Source organism: Psychrobacter immobilis, from assembly GCF_904846175.1.
Classification (GTDB): Bacteria; Pseudomonadota; Gammaproteobacteria; order Pseudomonadales; family Moraxellaceae; genus Psychrobacter; species Psychrobacter immobilis_E.
Genome location: NZ_CAJGZM010000001.1, coordinates 138,688 through 156,439, shown reverse-complemented (window position 1 = coordinate 156,439; position 17,752 = coordinate 138,688). Strand labels below are relative to the sequence as shown.

The following is a 17,752-nucleotide window of genomic DNA, read 5'->3' as shown; positions in this document are numbered from 1 at the left end:
TCGTTTTATTTTACGCTATTTAGCTTGCTGGTAATTTTTACAAGCTTGTTCGATGAGCAAGCGACTAATTGTTTTTGGTTTAGTAAGCTTAAAGTCTTTAGTTGTCAGTATCGGTTTATCTGATTGCCAAGATTTTAACACTTTATCATCAGCAGCATAATCCACGTAAGCGCGCTGATAGTAGCTTGCGTCCTTACATGAGATAAGCCATTGTTGGTCGCTATGATGAGTGCTCGTTTGTTTAGTGTCTTTCGGTTTCTCTTTAGTTTCTTTGGTGTCTTTTGTTTCTTTCGCCTCTCCATTTTCCTTCACGCTTTTTGGCGCAGGATAGGTTCTACGAATCGAGACGGTAATATTTTCGACCTCTTTTTCATCAATAATATGAATATCTGAGCGTTCGATAGAATCCAAATCTAAACTAAAAATAGAGCCAGTCTGACTTTTTGATACCTCTAACCAGTTTGCCGCATAGCCACTCATTGCAAGTGTACTACCTGCTAATATCACTGCTAGCCGTTTCATAATCGAGCCTTGCTTTTTGTTATATTAAGTTGCTCATGATAGCCAACTTAATAGGGGCAGGCAAATTTCTTTTATGACAAGGGGTTCACGCCCAGGCAGTTTCAGTACTGTCTATTGGTAAGTAAACCCCTAAGAAGCCTAGGACTTAATTAACTAGGGTGATTAATCACGCATGGCTGCTAGCATTTGCGCAAGCTCATCACGCGCACCGATGAAGCCATCAATCCCTTTGGGTAATAGGTCTTGGGTTACCGTATCTTGCTGATAAGCGGCACTGAATTCGTCATGCGTTAAGCTGACTTTGGTCATGTCGGCCAAATCCATGGACATGCTTGGTGACAGTTGGCGCGTGATTTCAACATCCATGGCTGCCAGCTCATCGATTAGATTGGGCGCTATGGTCAAGAGATCGCAACCCGCCAGTGCCAATATTTGCTCAGTCGAGCGGAAACTTGCGCCCATCACTTGGGTTTTATAGCCATGCTGCTTGTAATATTGATAAATGAGTTTGACCGATTGCACGCCCATATCGTCTGAAGCTGGGACGTTCTGGCGGTTTTGCTGGCGTTTTTGCCAATCTAAAATACGCCCTACAAAAGGGGATATCAGCGTCACACCAGCATCGGCACAAGCAATCGCTTGATGCTGACCGAATAATAGCGTTAAGTTACAGTGAATATTTTGAGTTTCAAGGTAACGAGCCGCTTCAATCCCTTGCCAAGTTGCTGCCATCTTAATCAAGACGCGCTCTGAGTCGATACCTGCTTTTTGATAGGCTTCCATAAAGCTGAGAGCTTTATCAATGGTGGCTTGGGTGTCATAAGACAGGCGCGCATCGACTTCGGTTGAGACGCGACCTTCAATTAACGCCAAAATATTACAGCCAATTTGGATAGTCATCTCATCAATTACCGCATCGATATCACCGCGATGGCGACTCATGGTTTCTGACATTAGCGCTTCATTATCCGGATGAATAAGTGCTTTGGTAATAAGGCTGGGATTGGTAGTGGCATCGATGGGTTTTAGACGCGCAATGGCGGCAAGGTCGCCCGTATCAGCGACAATAGTGGTCATGGTGCGAAGCTGTTGTAATGCGCTCATCATATATCCTTGATATGGTCAATTAACGTTGTTATGTTCTTATTTAGTCGTGTTATTTAAGTGGGTTATCCATGATATTTATCTTCATAAAGTGGTTTATCATGGCAATTTTAAATGTTCTGCTTAGGGCCCTTTAAAGGTTTTCTTAAACCTATACCTATCAAACTGTATCATATATTTGAGCATCTGTAGCCTGATAGTTTCACGGCACTTAGTTGTTATAGGGCATAACTGTGCTAAGATTTATGGCAAATTGCTTATTTACGCGCATTTACGAATGGGCACTGTCGATAGTTTTTGCTATAGTAGAGCCGATCAGCTTTTTGGCTCGCGCGAAACATGAGAAGTAAGCAAGCATTTATTATTAAAATAAGCATATTGCACAGATAGTCATCGCTAACAGATAACAGTTATAAACTTTAGCAATAACATTAGAAAAAGGATGGGCGGTAATGAGTGAGCAGTCACCAGAGCAAAATGTAGACAATCTAAACCAAACCCCTGCAAGTGTCGATGAGGCTGCAACTGATAAAGCGTTTTTAAATACATTGCGCCAAAGTATTGATGCGGTAGACTGCGAAATTCAAACGCTAATTAACAATCGTGCCAAACTGGCTCAGCAAGTGGCGACAGTGAAAAAAGACCACGTTGCCAATAGCCCGGATGCCGAAAAAAGCAATCCTATTTTTTATCGTCCTGAGCGTGAAGCGCAAGTGTTAAAGGCGGTGATGGAACGTAATACTGGACCCATTGCTGATGAGAAAATGGCACGGTTATTCCGTGAAATTATGTCGGTCTGCCTTGACTTGGAAGCACCGCAACGTATTGCGTTTTTGGGTCCTGTCGGCACCTTTACCCATGCCGCTGCTTTAAAGCATTTTGGTAAAGCCGCCGATACCGTGCCGCTAAATACTATTACTGATGTCTTTCGCGAAGTGGAAGCGGGTACGGCGATGTATGGCGTGGTACCAGTCGAAAACTCATCAGAGGGCGTGGTCAACCATACCTTAGATGGTTTCTTATCTTCTACTTTAAAGATAATCGGTGAAGTTGAGCTACCTATTCATCAAAACTTTTTGGTCGCTGAACATACCAAACTCGATGGCTTAAGCCGTATTTATTCACATCAGCAGTCATTGGCGCAGTGCCGTCATTGGCTCGATGTTAATTATCCGAATGTCGAGCGTGTAGCAGTATCAAGCAATGGCGAAGCGGCTCGCCGTTTAAAAAATGAATGGCATTCAGCGGCAATCGCCGGTGATGTGGCGGCGGCAGAGTACGATTTACATAAGCTTTATTCAAACATTGAAGACAATCCTAGCAATACCACGCGTTTCCTCATTATTGGTCACGAGGCGATTGCGCCATCCGGTCAAGACAAGACCTCAATTATGGTTTCAGCACATGATAAAGCAGGCGCCCTGATCGAAATCTTAAAGCCTTTGTCTTATCATGGCGTATCAATGACCAGTATCGAGACGCGTCCTGAACGTCCTAACAAATGGGCTTACGTGTTTTTTATCGATATGGATGGACACATTGAAGACGCAAATGTGAGTGCGGCGATTGCTGATATCCGCCCATTGGTCAAAGATTTGCGTATCCTAGGTTCTTATCCAAAAGCGGTACTATAAAGCTGGCTTAGTTAAAGTATTCATCAAAGCGCTAGCAATGATTAACAAACAGATATTAATCAACAGTAAATGCCTTATCACATCCAAGGATAAATCATGCAGTCATCTCATTCGACAGAGTCAAATTTATCACCGCTTGTGCCTGCCTATGACAGTATTTTAGAGCTGATGCCTTATCAGACGGGGAAGCCGGTCGAAGAGTTGACGCGAGAGTACGGCGTCTCAGATGTGGTAAAGCTTGCCAGTAATGAAAATCCCCTAGGCTGCTCACCGCATGTGACGCTCGCGATTACCGAGCAATTGGGTCAGCTGGCACGTTATCCTGATGGCAATGGGTATTATCTCAAACAAGCGCTTTCTGATTTTAATAATGTCAATGTCGACCAGATTACTTTAGGTAATGGCTCTGATGATTTGCTTGATATCTTAGCGCGTAGTTTTGCTGGTGCTGATGATGCGATTGTGTATAGTCAGTATGCTTTTATCGTTTATCCGATGCTGGCCAAAATGCAAGGAGCGATAGGCATAGAAGCGCCTGCCAATCGCTTTGGTCATGATTTAAAAGCGATGAGTCAGGCAGTTCAAGACAACCCCAATACTAAAATAGTATTTATCGCCAATCCCAATAACCCAACGGGCACCCAGCTTACACATGACGAGCTACGTGCTTTTGTCGCTAGTGTACCAAGCTCAGTGTTGGTGGTATTAGATGAAGCCTATATTGAATATAGCCCTGAGAGTAATAATCGGGCGCTGTTAGATGAGTTTGAGAATGTGGTTATTGTACGGACTTTTTCCAAAGCTTATGGACTGGCGGGTCTGCGAGTTGGTTATGCGTTAAGCTCAGTAGCCGTCGCAGATTTACTCAATCGAATTCGTCAGCCATTTAACGTCAGTAGAGTCGCTCTAGCTGCCGCCGCTGCCGCACTTGCCGACCAAGATTTTATTGAAAAATCAAGGCTCAATAACCAAGAGCAAATGCGCTGGTTAGAAAAGCAGTTTGATGCCTTGGGGTTAGGTTTTATCAAGTCTCATGCTAATTTTATCATGGTTGAAATTGAAGTTGAGATGGAAGATATCACCGCTGCTTCTATTCATCAAGCATTGCTAGAGCAGGGCGTGATAGTACGTCCATTAGAAGTTTATGGCTTGCCGAATTGGTTGCGTATTACAGTAGGGGTGGCAGAAGATAATATGCGCCTCATTGATACCTTGCGCTCAATCTTGACTGATGACTTATAACTACTAAAAAGTGAGCTATCTGTTGCTTGATAAGCAAATCATTCGATTAATTATTCAATTTTATGACGCCAATATCAGCTTGCTTTATGCATACTGATGCTGGTTTGTTGAAAGAGAAACGCCGTGAGTCGCCAGAAAAATAATATTAGCAATATCCATACTCAGCCGCCGTTATTTAAACAAGTTTGTGTCATTGGTCTAGGGCTAATTGGTGCTAGCCTTGCCCAAGCCATCAAAGATAGTGGTTTAAGTGAGCGCTTGGTGGCTGTTGATAGACATGAGCCAAGCATCGACGAAGCCATTCAACATGGTTTACTAGACGCGGGTAGTGCTGTATTAAGTGAAGTGGTATATGGCAGTGACCTAATTATCATTGCCGTACCAGTACAAGCGGTGCAAGCCGTATTTGTCGATATAAAAACCGCCATGGATAATGGACAGCTTGCTGCTGATTGCATCATTACGGACGTCTGTAGTACCAAGGTTAATATTATTGAGGCCGCAAAGTCAGTATTTACCTCTCTACCAACAGGTTTTGTACCCGCGCATCCGATTGCTGGTGCGGAAAATTCAGGCTATCATGCTAGGCGCGCCAATTTATTTGTCAATCATAGTGTGATTATCTGTGAGCTGCCAACGACCAGTCAATTGGCAATTATAAAGCTGCGCCAGTTATGGGAGGCGGTAGGTGCGACTGTCATGCCGATGGAGGCTGGCCATCACGATGCAATATTGGCACATACCAGTCATTTACCGCATCTGCTCGCGTTTAATCTGGTCGAGCAGCTGGCAAGTCACGATGATAATTTAGATATGTTTCGTTATGCCGCAGGCGGCTTTCGCGATTTCAGCCGCATCGCTGCTAGTGACCCTAAAATGTGGCATGATATATTTTTTGCCAACCAAAGCGCGATTATAAGCGCTCTTGACGAGTATGGCGTTTATCTACAGAATATGCGCCAGCTTATCATTGATAAAGATTCGACCGCCCTTATGGGACTTTTGGGCCGCGCGCAAGCCGCACGGCGACATTTTGGCCATATGTTAGCCAGCACCCCTTATACGGATACTTCTGCCATGTCAGCTTCTTATAATATTACTCCTAGCAACACCGTCTCTGGCACCATTACCATTCCTGGTGACAAGTCTATCTCGCATCGCAGTATCATGCTTGGTAGCCTTGCGACAGGTGTCACCAACGTCACAGGGTTTTTAGAAGGGGAAGATGCACTTGCCACTTTGCAAGCGTTTCGTGATATGGGCGTGAGCATCGAAGGACCTGATAAAGGCAGATTGACTATTCATGGCGTTGGTATGAACGGTCTAAAACCAAGCAAAACGCCATTATACATGGGCAATTCAGGCACTAGTATGCGTCTGCTTGCCGGTATCCTAGCTGCACAGTCATTTGATAGTGTATTGACAGGTGATACCAGTCTAAATAAGCGTCCGATGGAGCGTGTAGCCGCGCCTTTACGTGAGATGGGTGCAGTCATTCAAAGCACCGGTCATAATGGTACCGCGCCGCTGAGTATCACTGGTCGTGACACTGTTGGCAAGTCGCTCCAAGGTATGGAGTATGATATGCCAGTCGCATCTGCACAGGTCAAGTCTTGCTTATTGCTGGCTGGACTGTGGGCAGAAGGCACTACAACAGTCATTCAACCTGAAGTCAGCCGCGATCATACCGAACGTATGCTCTCAGCCTTTGGCTATCCAGTGACTATTGATGGCAATCGTGTCAGTGTCAAAGGTGGCGGAAAGCTTACAGGCGGTGATATTGCAGTCCCTGCTGATATATCCTCTGCGGCATTCTTTATGGTCGCTGCGGCTATCAGTCAAGGTAGCGAGCTGACCCTCACGCAAGTGGGTATCAATCCGACACGTACCGGTATCATCGATATTCTAAAGTTGATGCAAGCGGATATCAGCCTGAGTAATGAGACTCATGTCGGCGGCGAGCCGGTGGCAGATATTACCATTCGTAGCTCAAACCTAAAAGGTATCGAGATTCCAGAACACTTAGTACCTTTAGCAATTGATGAATTTCCAGTATTATTTATTGCTGCTAGCTGTGCAGAAGGTCGTACGGTATTAACTGGTGCAAAAGAGCTACGCGTGAAAGAATCAGATCGTATTGCTGTCATGGCAGAGGGTCTACAAACGCTAGGTATTGATTGTACGGTTACCGAAGATGGTCTAATTATTGAAGGGAAGGGTACTCAAGCCCAAAATGGTGAGGTAAATAACAGCCAGCCAGTCTTTGGCGGCGGACATATTACCTCACACCATGACCATCGTATTGCCATGAGTTTTGCGGTTGCAAGCTTGCGTGCCTCTAAGCAGATTACTATTGAAGGCGTTGAAACCGTCAATACCAGTTTCCCAGGATTTGCTGAGCTTGCCAATCAAATTGGTATGTCTATTCAAGTAGATAAGGGTGCGGCTTAGACCCTAAAAGACTATTCACTTGATGAGCACTAGTATTGGCTTTTGTAGTGTTGGTTTCGCAATTCAATGAAGTCCATAAGGTTAATTATTAACCTTGACGTAAAAGTTTTTTTTTCAAAGTTATTGTCGTGAGCAATGTGTTGATACTTAAAGGGTATTAACGCATTGCTTTTTACTTTCTACCCTATATGTAGTAACCCTGCGCTCTTACCGCTAAGTTTTCATTATTGATAAACATTAGGTGAGGTCGCGCTTTGCTCTAATTTAAGTTGTCTTGTCTTATGACCACTCAAAATGTTGTCAAAAAACCAGTCGTTCCTATTAAAACCACACGAAGTGGTATCATAACTGCGCTGATCGCTTTTTGTATATGGGGCGCATTTCCTTTATATTTTAAACAATTAGCCGCTTATAACGCCACAGAAATCATCGGTCATCGCATTGTTTGGACGTTTGCCTGTTTGCTTATTGTCGTAGTCGTGACCAAGCGCTGGCAATGGATAGAGACTTTAAAGCGAAATCCAAAGTGGATAGGATTGACCTTTTTGTCAGGTATTATTATCGCCACCAACTGGCTGACTTACGTATGGGCGGTTAATCACGATCAAATACTTGAGGCAAGCTTAGGATATTTTATCGGACCGCTCGTTGGGGTGGCGCTATCGATGATTTTATTCAAAGAGCGCCTGCGACCTTTGCAATGGGTCGCGATTGGGTTTGCGCTATTATCTGTGGTCATTCAAGTAGTGATGCTCGGTAGCTTGCCATGGTTATCACTTATTCTTGCTTTTAGTTTTAGTACTTATGGCACGATTCAGCGCCAAACGCCACTGACTGCAGTCGATGCAATGTTTGTTGAAACGACGATGCTGGTACCTATATTTATTTGGTGGTTTTGGCAAGCGGATGTTGTGAGTAGTCAGCTGAGCTTTTGGTTTACGCCCAATATTTGGCTGTTGATGCTGGCAGGTCCGATTACTTTAATACCGTTACTGTTATTTAATAGATCGACTAAGCTAGTTGCTTATAGTATTTTAAGCTTTATGAATTATCTGACGCCGACCTTTATTTTCTTCTTAGCCGTATTCTATTATAAAGAGCCTTTTGACCTAAACCGTTTAGCCGTCTTTGGTTTGATTTGGCTCGGGCTATTACTATTCAGTATTGATTTGTGGCGTCATCGTCCTAGTAAAGCGTTAAAAGCTGAGCGCTTGCGCGAAGAAGCGTTGCAGCAGAGTAAGTGAAAAACAACAAAGTAAATAAAATTTCGAGCTAAAGACTTAAATTAAAAAGCTCAGTTAAAAAATTAATAATTAAGGATGAGTGCATGTTTCATACCGAATCTGATGTGGTATTTGTCAAAGGTTTAACAGTAGAAGCAGTCATCGGTGTTTATGCATGGGAGCGCGCTATTACGCAGCCGCTCCTGATTGATATTGCGCTCGAGACGGATATTAGTAAAGCTGCTGTTTCAGACGATGTTAAGGATGCGCTGAATTATAAAGCGGTCTGTGACGATGTGAGCGAATGGTGCCAAGCGATTAAGGCACAGTTGCTTGAGCATTTGGCTGGTCAAATCGCTGATAAGCTACTCGCAAAATACAACTGTCATAAAATAACGTTAAGCGTTGCCAAGCCGACTGCTATCAAGCAGGCTGATGCGGTTGGAGTACAAATCACACGTTATGCCAAAGCCAGTACTAACAAGCCAACTGCAAGCAACGTTGATGAAGCGTAAGATGCATAAAAATTTGGCTAATCTGAATCTTGATGACTTAAAAAAGTATGCGCCTGAACAGCTGCAAACGCATTCTGTGAGGGCGCTGCTATTGGCTTTGGGTAGTAATTATCAAGCAGAAAAACACTTAGCCCGCGTTCGAGGAACGTTAGCCGATTTAGGTGAAATACAACTCTCGACGGCGTTTCAAAATCCTGATTTTACAGCAACACCTGAGCTGCCAAAACCTGATTATACCAATCAGTGTGTTTATTTAACCCTTACATCTGCCATGACCTTGCAACAGTTGCAGCAGACTTTTAAAAAGTTTGAAAGTGATTGCAACAGGCAGCGTTTAACGGAAGCGCAAACGTCAATAAAACGCCCGATAGAAACAGTCACTATGGATATCGACATTCTACTGATAGAAACTGCTTTTAATAAGAATAGCCTAAGCAAAAAAGAAATATCCAAAAGCCCAAAGCAATGGGTAATCATGGCGGATAGATATCCATTTAAGGCGCATGAAAGAGCAGGAGTTGAGGAATTAATTTCGAATGGGCTTTAAAGAGGTTAAATTAAGCGGCTGAAATTTTATTAAGAATTAAGCTATTGAAGGCTTAGTATTCGATAGCTTAGTATTTTTCTGAAAAAAATCTCAAAATAAAAGCTAGACGAAATGCCTAGCTTTTATTTAACTCACATGGTTTAGATTGAAAATTCTTATTGCGCCGTTAAACCACCATCAACGATAAACTCCGAACCTGTTGAGTAGCTTGAATCATCTGACGCTAAGAATAGCACCATGCCGCTGACTTCTTCTGGCTGAGCCACACGTCTCATCGGAATAGTTTTGGCAAAAGCTTCAACCGCATCTTTGGTATCACCTTGCATAATCATCGGTGTGGCAATGACGCCTGGATGAATGGAGTTCACGCGAATGCCATGAGGGGCACACTCTAATGCTGCCGCTTTGGTCATACCGCGTACCGCAAACTTAGAGTCGGTATAACCGATAGCGCCGCCAACCAAACCGTTAATCGATGAGATATTGATGATAGAGCCTTGTTTAGCGGCTTTCATGGTTGGAATAACCGCTTTCATGCCTAAAAAGACTGATACTTGGTTAATCTCTAGAATCTTGCGATACTCTTCTACCGAGGTATCTAAAATAGATTTGTGCGTGGTAATGCCTGCATTATTGACCAAGACGTCAATACGTCCAAAACGCGCTTCAGTCTGCTCAACGACTTGCTTCCAATCTTGCTCGCTAGTAACATCATGCTTAATAAATAGCGCATCAGCGCCAAGCTCTTTAGCTAAGGCGTCGCCTTTATCAGAATTGATATCGGTCAAGACCACTTTCGCGCCTTCTGCCATACATAAACGCGCATGAGTTTCGCCCATGCCTTGGGCGGCACCAGTGATAATGATAACTTTATCTTGTAAACGAGCCATAAGTTTTCCTGTTTTTTTAGTTATGAATAATGAGAGAGTATAGGGCAGAATCGCTAAATACTCCTTAGTAATTATGAAACCAAAAGTCAATGCTTTATGTTTTTAAAAGATAGCTTTAAACATAGCTTTGAATAATGCTTTTGGCTGATTTTTTTAAATAATGTAGTGAGGAAATAATGTACAACGACATATTAAATTTCTGTTTTAATGAGGCGGGTAGTGAGAAGTTTTTCGAGAAAGACGAGGATTTTGATAAATTACTAATAGAGCGATACAGTGATTTGCTTGAGCAAGTAGCGGCGTCAGAGCTATACGAATGGCGATGTAATATTCAGGGTAGGTTGGCTGAAATTATTATATTGGATCAATTTTCGCGCAACATTTACCGTGACACGCCAGCGGCTTTTGCCCAAGATGCGATGAGTCTCGCGCTCGCGCAAGAAGCGGTTGCTGCCGGTGCACTAGAGGCGCTTGAAACGATAGATGAACGTAAGTTTTTGTTGATGCCTTATATGCACAGCGAATCAAAACTGATTCATCAGCAAGCAGAAAAGCTATTTAAGCAATATACCAATGCAGACACCGTGGATGCTGAGCTTAAACATAAAGTTATTATCGATCGTTTTGGTCGTTATCCACATCGTAATGACATTTTAGGACGAGTTTCTAGTAGCGAAGAAGTAGAGTTTTTGACGCAGCCTGACTCGTCATTTTTATAAACGTTGTCTGTTAACTAGCTAGTCGATAAAGCGCTATTTATCAATTGGTTAAAATAGAAAAAGAGGCCGTTTGGCCTCTTTTTTATTCAGTATTGACGACAGCTAGCAGATTACTTCTGCTCAGTGCCTATATCGTCCATATCACTTTTACCAATCACATCTAAATCTTCTAAACACAATTTATCGTATTGTTTTTTGCAAAAATCCGGATCTATTTTGCACATAGCGGCTTGCAGTTGGTCGAGACGATTTTCTGACTGCTGAATATGCTCGAGCATTTTAGCAAAAGCTTCAGCAACAGGATCTTGCGAAGAGGGGTCAATCCCATAAGCCTGAAACGCTGTCGCTCGTGCTGTACTTTGGGCTGAGCCTTTGTCGTGATTATGATCAGATGTGCCTGCTTGCGCGGCTTTTTCTTGTTGTTTGGCGTCGTCTACTTTGGTCGTAATAGGATTGCCTTTTTCGTCATGATGGTCTGAGATCATGCGGGCGGCACTACCGACCATCGTCGCACCGGCTGGCACTGCTTTTACCACCACGGCATTTGAGCCAATTTTAGCGCCTTTACCAACTGTGAAAGGCCCTAATACTTTGGCACCGGCACCGACAATGACACCGTCTTCTAAAGTAGGATGACGTTTGCCATTATTCCATGAGACACCGCCAAGGGTCACACCGTGATAAAGCGTAACATCGTTGCCAATCTCAGCCGTCTCACCAATCACCACGCCGACACCATGGTCAATAAAAAAGCGCTTACCGATTTTTGCAGCAGGATGAATCTCAATGCCAGTGACGATACGCGAGCCGTAAGAAATCACACGCGCGGCAAGTTTCTGCTCATTTTGCCAGAGACAATGCGCGCCACGATGTAAAATGAGGGCGTGGATGCCAGGGTAGGTCAAGATGACTTCTAGGCTATTACGCGCTGCAGGGTCGCGATTGAATACCGCTTCAATATCTTCTTTTAGGTCTTTTTTGATATTGGCAAGCGATTTGAATAAGGTGGTTGGCAATGACATAAAGCGTCCTATTGTTTTTTAATGACAATCTCTTTAGTTATAGCAGTTTCGCCGTACAAAATATAGCAATGAGTGATAAATTAAAACAGAGGGTCTGTAGATAAAACGCCCATTACCAACGATTTGTCGGTGACAAGCAGGTGTCATTTAGCTGTCACTGGTCACATATTTTAGCAGCTCGACAACCTGTTCAGGCGTTTGCGCCCATGCCATTGCTGCCGCATCAACTTCTTTTAGCGGATGAATAATATCTTCAGCATGCAAGGTGATATAAGGCTTACCCAAAGCGGCGCAGTAGCCCGCGTCAAAGGCGGCGTTCCACTGTTTGTATTTATCACTAAAGCGAATGATAGCGATATCACATTTTTGAATCATATTTTTGGTACGAATGGCATTAACCTTTGATGACTGATGGTCGCGCCAGAATTCATTGTCATTTTCACCCAACACATCACCAGCCGCGTCGCTGGCTTCATGGTCAGTAACAGCTGAGGTAAAGGTAATAGCAAGACCATGGGCTTTCGCGCCTTGCATGATTTTTTGGCGCCAGTCGCTGTGTATTTCTCCAGATAAATAAACCGTCCAATTCATTGTTCACTCCTTTTTATTATTCAACCATCTGACTTGCAAAACAGTAAGGCTACGGCTGCTAATGCCAAGCACTCAATGCCTTAAAATTAATTTCCTAAAATCAATGCTCTAAACCTTGCAAATTATGAATTTTAGTCCTTTGCAAGCTTAGCAATTAAAGCACTCAATAGCTGATACTCTTTTTGATCCAGCTGAACGCGTGAGCCAAGGCGTGATAGTCGCGACGGTAAAGACTTTAGGTTTTCATTATCGGCCAGTCCACGCTGAACCATCAATTCAGTCGTGCGCTGAGTCAGCTGTTGTAATTGCTGTTGGCTAATGGCAGGCTCATCCCATTGTTGACGCAGATGCACGTCTAATGTTGGCTGAACTGTTGCATCTTTATCATTATCTAGGCTGTTGTTAGTCATTTGAGCATGGGTCTGCGCATAAGCAAAGATAAAGCTGGCAATCACTTGTACGGCTGAAGCAACGTTAAGCACAGGATAAGCGGGATTGGCATCAATTTGTATATGATAATCGGCGTAAGCCAGCTCTTCATTGGTCAATCCACGATCTTCACGCCCAAATAAGATAGCAATATTTGGCTTGTTTGTAGATTGAGTATTTTCACTCAATTTAGTGCTTTCATTATTATCAGCTACGTCGAGAGCGGTTTGCTTATCGATAAAATCAAACATGATTTTGGCAGCTTGTGTCGGTGTCACAATAGGGCGCGGTAAATGACGGGTACGACTGCTGGCAGCAAATACGAGCTGGCAATCCGCTATCGCAGATTCTAACGTCGGCGCTATAGTCGCTGATGATAACAAATCACTGCCACCGGCGGCATGCGAAATACTGGTCTCATCAATGGGTAGTTTAGGGTCAACGACGGTCAAACGCGATAAACCCATGGTGTGCATAGCGCGAGCTGCTGAACCAATATTGGCAGGCAAGGTGGTATTGACCATGACGATTTGCACACAAGACAAATAGTCGCTTACCGTATGATTGACAGTCGAGCTTGCTAATATTGAGGAAGAATTGTGACTCATTACAACCCCAATCTTAGCTTGATTTCTTGCTCAACACGTTGCAACGCTGCTGCAACCGCTTCAATAAGTTCAGCGTTGTCACCGATAAGACGCTCACGGCAAGCTTCTTGCAACTGCCCACTAAGATGCATCAATTGAGTTGCGCCCAAATTGGCACTGGCACCTTTTAGTGCATGAGCAATTTCATAGCCATTGGCGTTGTCATCTTTTTGTTGGGCGCCTCTTAAGTCGGTAATGCGCTGCTGACTGTCGGTAAAATACACTTGTATCAAGTCAACAAAGTCTTCTTCCAATAAGTCACGCATGTCATCAAACTGCTCGTCATTGATAATCTCATTAAGTTGAGCATTCATATTATTATTCGGGTTTTCAGGCATGATCATGTGTCCAATAAGGTAAAAGTTAAAGCAATTAAGTTAACTAACAATCAGGTTAACTATAATGGAAGTGCAAGTTGTCTTCGCTAACCATACTCTTCAATTGCTGTAAATTGTCATCGTTAGGGTAGACGCGCCAATGCTCTGACAGTCCTACATTGGCAATGCCATATTCTTCATAAATGCTTAAACCAAGCGGCAGGCAATTATCATTAATAGAAGCATCGGTATTGCTAAGGGCATTATTCGCATAGCTTTGACTAGCACTATTTTGATGTAGCGCATCTTGATGCATATCATTTTCTAGTGCCAATAAATCATTGCCATCTTCATCATATAAGCTGCCACCCATCGATGGGTCATAAGCACCGTTACCACTGCTACCATTATTACCTTGCTCGTCCTGCTCATCGTTATAAGACAAGCGCGGCGCTGGTATGATGTCAGCTTGAGCGGATTTAAGCAGTGGCTGCATACGTGTCAGCAGATTAATATCACTGCCGTGGACTTTGATGCTGATTTTTTTCAGCCAACGCAAGCGCGCATCAACCATGCTCATGGCATTATCAAGACGGGCAAATAGGCGTCCGTCACGCTCACGAATACTGCCTTTAATGATGACCACTTCATCTATTTTTAGTTGGTCTTTTACGCGGTTAAAGCGCTCAGCATAACAGCTGACTTCTAAGCGTGACGTGCCATCGTCTAAGGTGATGACGTTACGCGTACCGAAGTTAGCAATATCAATAATTAAACCAGCAAAATAGCAGCTGCCGTTATAGCCAGTGTCTGTCAGCTTATCGAGACGGGCGCCTGAAGTATAACGTTTCAGCTCCTCACGATATTCATCGATAGGATGTCCGGTTAAATAGAGACCTAAAGTATTTTTTTCCGCTTTTAGGCGGTGCTTATCGCCCCAAATCAGCTCTGGCGTCATAACCAGTGGCGGCGCAGCAACGACACCGTCCATTTCACCAAATAAATCCATCATACCAATTTCACGGTTTTGACGGTCTTGTTCAGCAGCTTGTACGGCACTTGGCAACTGACTCATCAGCGCACCACGAATCTCGTATGCTTCGTCGCTTGGCAAGTCTGGACGTAAGGTCACAGCAAAGTCATCAAAGCAGCCAGCACTGACCAAAGCTTCAAGCGTGCGTTTATTAACCTTTTTAATATCAACACGGCGGCAAAAGTCGTATAAATCTTTAAATGGGCCTTCACGGCGACGCGCATCAACGATAGATTCGACGGCACCTTCACCCACACCTTTAATAGCACCTAAACCATAAATAATATTGGTCGGGGTATCAGCAACAAAATGCCATTCACTGCGATTAACCGATGGATTAACCACGGTTAAATCAAAGTTTTCACGGCAATCATTGATAAAGAATACCACGTTGTCAGTGTTGTTCATGTCTGAAGTTAGTACCGCTGCCATAAATTCGGCAGGGTAGTATTGTTTGAGATAAGCGGTCTGATAAGCTAGCACGCCATAAGCGGCGGAATGTGAGCGGTTAAAACCGTAACCTGCGAACTTCTCCATTAAGTCAAACACGCCACCTGATGTCGCTTCATCGATACCTTGCGCGGTTGCACCAGTGATAAAGATATCGCGCTGTTTGGCCATTTCCTCAGGTTTCTTTTTACCCATCGCACGGCGTAACATGTCCGCACCGCCTAAGCTGTATCCTGCCATGACCTGCGAGATTTGCATGACCTGTTCTTGATAGACGATAACGCCGTTGGTGTTTTCTAAAATAGGCTCAAGGTTTGGATGGTCATAAATGACTTCCTCACGACCATGCTTACGGTCGATATACATCTCTACCATACCTGCATCGAGCGGGCCCGGGCGATAGAGCGCACACATGGCGATGACGTCTTCGATATTGGTCGGTTGTAATTTCGCCAGATATTTCTTCATGCCCATACTTTCTAACTGAAAGACGGCAGTGGTCTTGGCATCTTGCAAGAGCTTGTAGGCTTTTTTATCATCTAATGGTAGGTCTTCTAACACTAACGCATCTTTGCCTTCTTTTGCACGACGCAGGTTGATATTTCTGACAGCAGCATCAATCACGGTCAAGTTACGCAGACCCAAGAAATCGAACTTGACCAGCCCAACCGCTTCGACATCATCTTTATCAAATTGGCTGACACGATGACCTTCGTCATCACAATAAATGGCGCTAAAATCGGTGATTTTATGCGGAGCAATCAGGACGCCGCCCGCATGCTTACCGACGTTTCGGCAGACGCCTTCAAGCTTAATCGCCATCTCCCACACTTCAGTGGCATCTTCATAATCCATGTTGTCAGGATTGGAAATTAAGTCTTTGAGCTGCGGCTCTTGCTCAAGTGCTTGACTCAGTGTGATACCCGGTGTTTTGGGAATAAGTTTCGACATTTTGCTGGCAAGGAAGTAGGATTTGCTTTGTGCGCGCGCAACATCTCGTACCACCGCTTTTGCTGCCATCGTACCAAAGGTGATAATCTGCGAGACCGCTTCTCGACCATAAGTTTGAGCGACATAATCAATAACGCGGTCGCGACCTTCAATACAGAAGTCAATATCGAAATCGGGCATAGAGACACGCTCGGGATTCAAAAATCGCTCAAATAGTAAGTCGTAATGAATAGGGTCAAGGTCGGTAATATTCAGCGCATAAGCGACGAGAGAACCAGCACCAGAACCACGACCTGGGCCAACCGGTACGCCATTGCCTTTTGCCCATCGGATAAAGTCCATCACGATTAAGAAGTAACCGGGGAAGCCCATAGAGAGGATAACCTTTAGCTCATACTCTAAACGCTCATCGTACTTTTGGCGAAAGTCGCTCCAGTTGTCAGTACGTGCTTCAATCGGAAATAGTTTGTCCAGTCGATGATTAAGACCGCGTATGGATTCGGCGCGGAAAAACGATTCAATTGTTTCGCCTTCAGGTACAGGAAATTCAGGCAGGACGTTAATACCTAGCGTTAAGGTCACGTTACATCGGGTTGCTAAGCGCAAGGTATTGTCAATAACTTGTGGAATATCAGCAAATAGCTGTGCCATCTGTGCTTGGGTTTTAAGATATTGCTCGTCCGAATAGAGTCGTGGACGATTGAGGTCAGCAAGTACATACGAGCCTGCAATACAAACACGTGCTTCATGAGCGTCAAAATCGTCTTGCTCTAAGAAACGCACATCGTTATGGGCAATAATAGGAATGTGGTGCTTGGCACCTGCATGAATAGCCGCTTTAATAAAAGCATCTTCACCTGAGCGATTGGTGCGCTTGATAGCAAAGTATAAGCGGTCATCAAATTTTTCTTGCCACTCCGAAAGCAGCTCGTCGGCTTTTTCTGGCATGGATCCGACCAGTGCTTGACCAACATCGGATTTTTCAGTAAATAAGACTACGACACCAGCCGCGTGCTCTAAAATATGACGACGATCAACTACTGGCACCCCATGATTGGCAACATCGGCGCGCCCTTCAGTAAAGCCAAGCGATACGATGCGGGTGATATTTTGATAGCCTTCATTGTCCATCGCCAGCAATACCAAGCGCGTGTCTTCATTATCCATAATGATTTCACTGCCGATGATTGGCTTAATACCCGTACCTAAGCAGGCACGATAAAATTTCACTGTGGCATAAAGGTTGGATAAATCGGTCAATGCCAACGCGCTTTGATTGTCTGCTGCCGCCGCTTTGACAAGCGGCTTTATACGCACGATAGAATCGGTAATTGAATATTCGCTGTGGATGCCAAGGTGTACAAATGCCATAGAGGACTCTTACGGATGCGATCAAAAGGGTGTGGTGCTAAGAGAGAAGGTCAGAAGACATTGCACATTGCAAGCTCATTTACGAAGCTTTAGC

15 protein-coding genes are annotated in these 17,752 nt (G+C 44.1%); 7 read left to right on the top strand and 8 right to left on the bottom strand.

The window, feature by feature from the left end; all coding sequences use genetic code 11:
* Positions 1–15: 15 nt before the first annotated feature.
* A complete protein-coding gene (locus tag JMW39_RS00625) occupies positions 16–522 on the bottom strand; it encodes a hypothetical protein (RefSeq protein WP_201543001.1) in 507 nt (168 codons plus the stop codon).
* Positions 523–684: 162 nt separating this feature from the next.
* On the bottom strand, positions 685–1,626 hold the full coding sequence (locus JMW39_RS00620) for a transaldolase (RefSeq protein ID WP_201543000.1): 942 nt from the start codon (positions 1,624–1,626) through the stop codon (positions 685–687).
* A gap of 452 nt (positions 1,627–2,078) precedes the next feature.
* Here JMW39_RS00620 and pheA point away from each other — a divergent pair, with 452 nt between their 5' ends.
* The 6 genes from pheA to JMW39_RS00590 all read left to right on the top strand — a co-directional run bounded on the left by pheA (position 2,079) and on the right by JMW39_RS00590 (position 9,238).
* Positions 2,079–3,260, top strand: a complete 1,182-nt coding sequence (gene pheA, locus JMW39_RS00615) for a prephenate dehydratase (RefSeq protein WP_201542999.1) — start codon at positions 2,079–2,081, stop codon at positions 3,258–3,260.
* Positions 3,261–3,356: 96 nt separating this feature from the next.
* Entirely contained in the window at positions 3,357–4,502 is a 1,146-nt protein-coding gene (hisC, locus tag JMW39_RS00610) for a histidinol-phosphate transaminase (RefSeq protein WP_201542998.1), read from the top strand.
* A gap of 123 nt (positions 4,503–4,625) precedes the next feature.
* Positions 4,626–6,953, top strand: a complete 2,328-nt coding sequence (locus JMW39_RS00605) for a bifunctional prephenate dehydrogenase/3-phosphoshikimate 1-carboxyvinyltransferase (RefSeq protein WP_227679104.1) — start codon at positions 4,626–4,628, stop codon at positions 6,951–6,953.
* Positions 6,954–7,234: 281 nt separating this feature from the next.
* Positions 7,235–8,197, top strand: a complete 963-nt coding sequence (rarD, locus tag JMW39_RS00600; protein ID WP_201542997.1) for an EamA family transporter RarD — start codon at positions 7,235–7,237, stop codon at positions 8,195–8,197.
* An 83-nt stretch (positions 8,198–8,280) separates the two neighbouring features.
* Positions 8,281–8,691, top strand: coding sequence for a dihydroneopterin aldolase (gene folB, locus JMW39_RS00595; protein WP_201542996.1), 411 nt, complete (start codon positions 8,281–8,283; stop codon positions 8,689–8,691).
* Complete coding sequence (locus tag JMW39_RS00590) at positions 8,639–9,238, top strand: 2-amino-4-hydroxy-6-hydroxymethyldihydropteridine diphosphokinase (protein WP_227679101.1); 600 nt, start codon at positions 8,639–8,641, stop codon at positions 9,236–9,238. The genes folB and JMW39_RS00590 overlap by 53 nt, the downstream gene beginning before the upstream one ends.
* Positions 9,239–9,393: 155 nt before the next feature.
* Here the strand turns inward: JMW39_RS00590 and JMW39_RS00585 are convergent, their stop codons facing one another.
* Positions 9,394–10,128 carry a glucose 1-dehydrogenase gene (locus JMW39_RS00585; protein WP_201542995.1) on the bottom strand — a complete coding sequence of 245 codons (735 nt, stop codon included), beginning with the start codon at positions 10,126–10,128 and terminating at the stop codon, positions 9,394–9,396.
* Between the two features lie 176 nt (positions 10,129–10,304).
* On the opposite strand from JMW39_RS00585, the gene JMW39_RS00580 reads away from it, so the two are divergent.
* Entirely contained in the window at positions 10,305–10,847 is a 543-nt protein-coding gene (locus JMW39_RS00580; RefSeq protein WP_227679100.1) for a DUF924 family protein, read from the top strand.
* 110 nt (positions 10,848–10,957) lie between these two features.
* On the opposite strand, the gene cysE is transcribed toward JMW39_RS00580, so the two are convergent.
* The 5 genes from cysE to dnaE all read right to left on the bottom strand — a co-directional run bounded on the left by cysE (position 10,958) and on the right by dnaE (position 17,658).
* Positions 10,958–11,869 carry a serine O-acetyltransferase gene (cysE, locus tag JMW39_RS00575; protein ID WP_201542994.1) on the bottom strand — a complete coding sequence of 304 codons (912 nt, stop codon included), beginning with the start codon at positions 11,867–11,869 and terminating at the stop codon, positions 10,958–10,960.
* Between the two features lie 147 nt (positions 11,870–12,016).
* A complete protein-coding gene (locus JMW39_RS00570; RefSeq protein WP_201542993.1) occupies positions 12,017–12,460 on the bottom strand; it encodes a YtoQ family protein in 444 nt (147 codons plus the stop codon).
* A gap of 131 nt (positions 12,461–12,591) precedes the next feature.
* Positions 12,592–13,497 (bottom strand): RNA methyltransferase, encoded by a 906-nt coding sequence (locus JMW39_RS00565; RefSeq protein WP_201542992.1) that lies wholly within the window; start codon positions 13,495–13,497, stop codon positions 12,592–12,594.
* Positions 13,497–13,874 carry an Hpt domain-containing protein gene (locus JMW39_RS00560; RefSeq protein ID WP_201542991.1) on the bottom strand — a complete coding sequence of 126 codons (378 nt, stop codon included), beginning with the start codon at positions 13,872–13,874 and terminating at the stop codon, positions 13,497–13,499. The genes JMW39_RS00565 and JMW39_RS00560 overlap by 1 nt, the downstream gene beginning before the upstream one ends.
* A 55-nt stretch (positions 13,875–13,929) precedes the next feature.
* Positions 13,930–17,658: a DNA polymerase III subunit alpha gene (gene dnaE / locus JMW39_RS00555; RefSeq protein WP_201542990.1), complete on the bottom strand. Its 3,729-nt coding sequence runs from the start codon at positions 17,656–17,658 to the stop codon at positions 13,930–13,932.
* Positions 17,659–17,752: the final 94 nt, after the last annotated feature.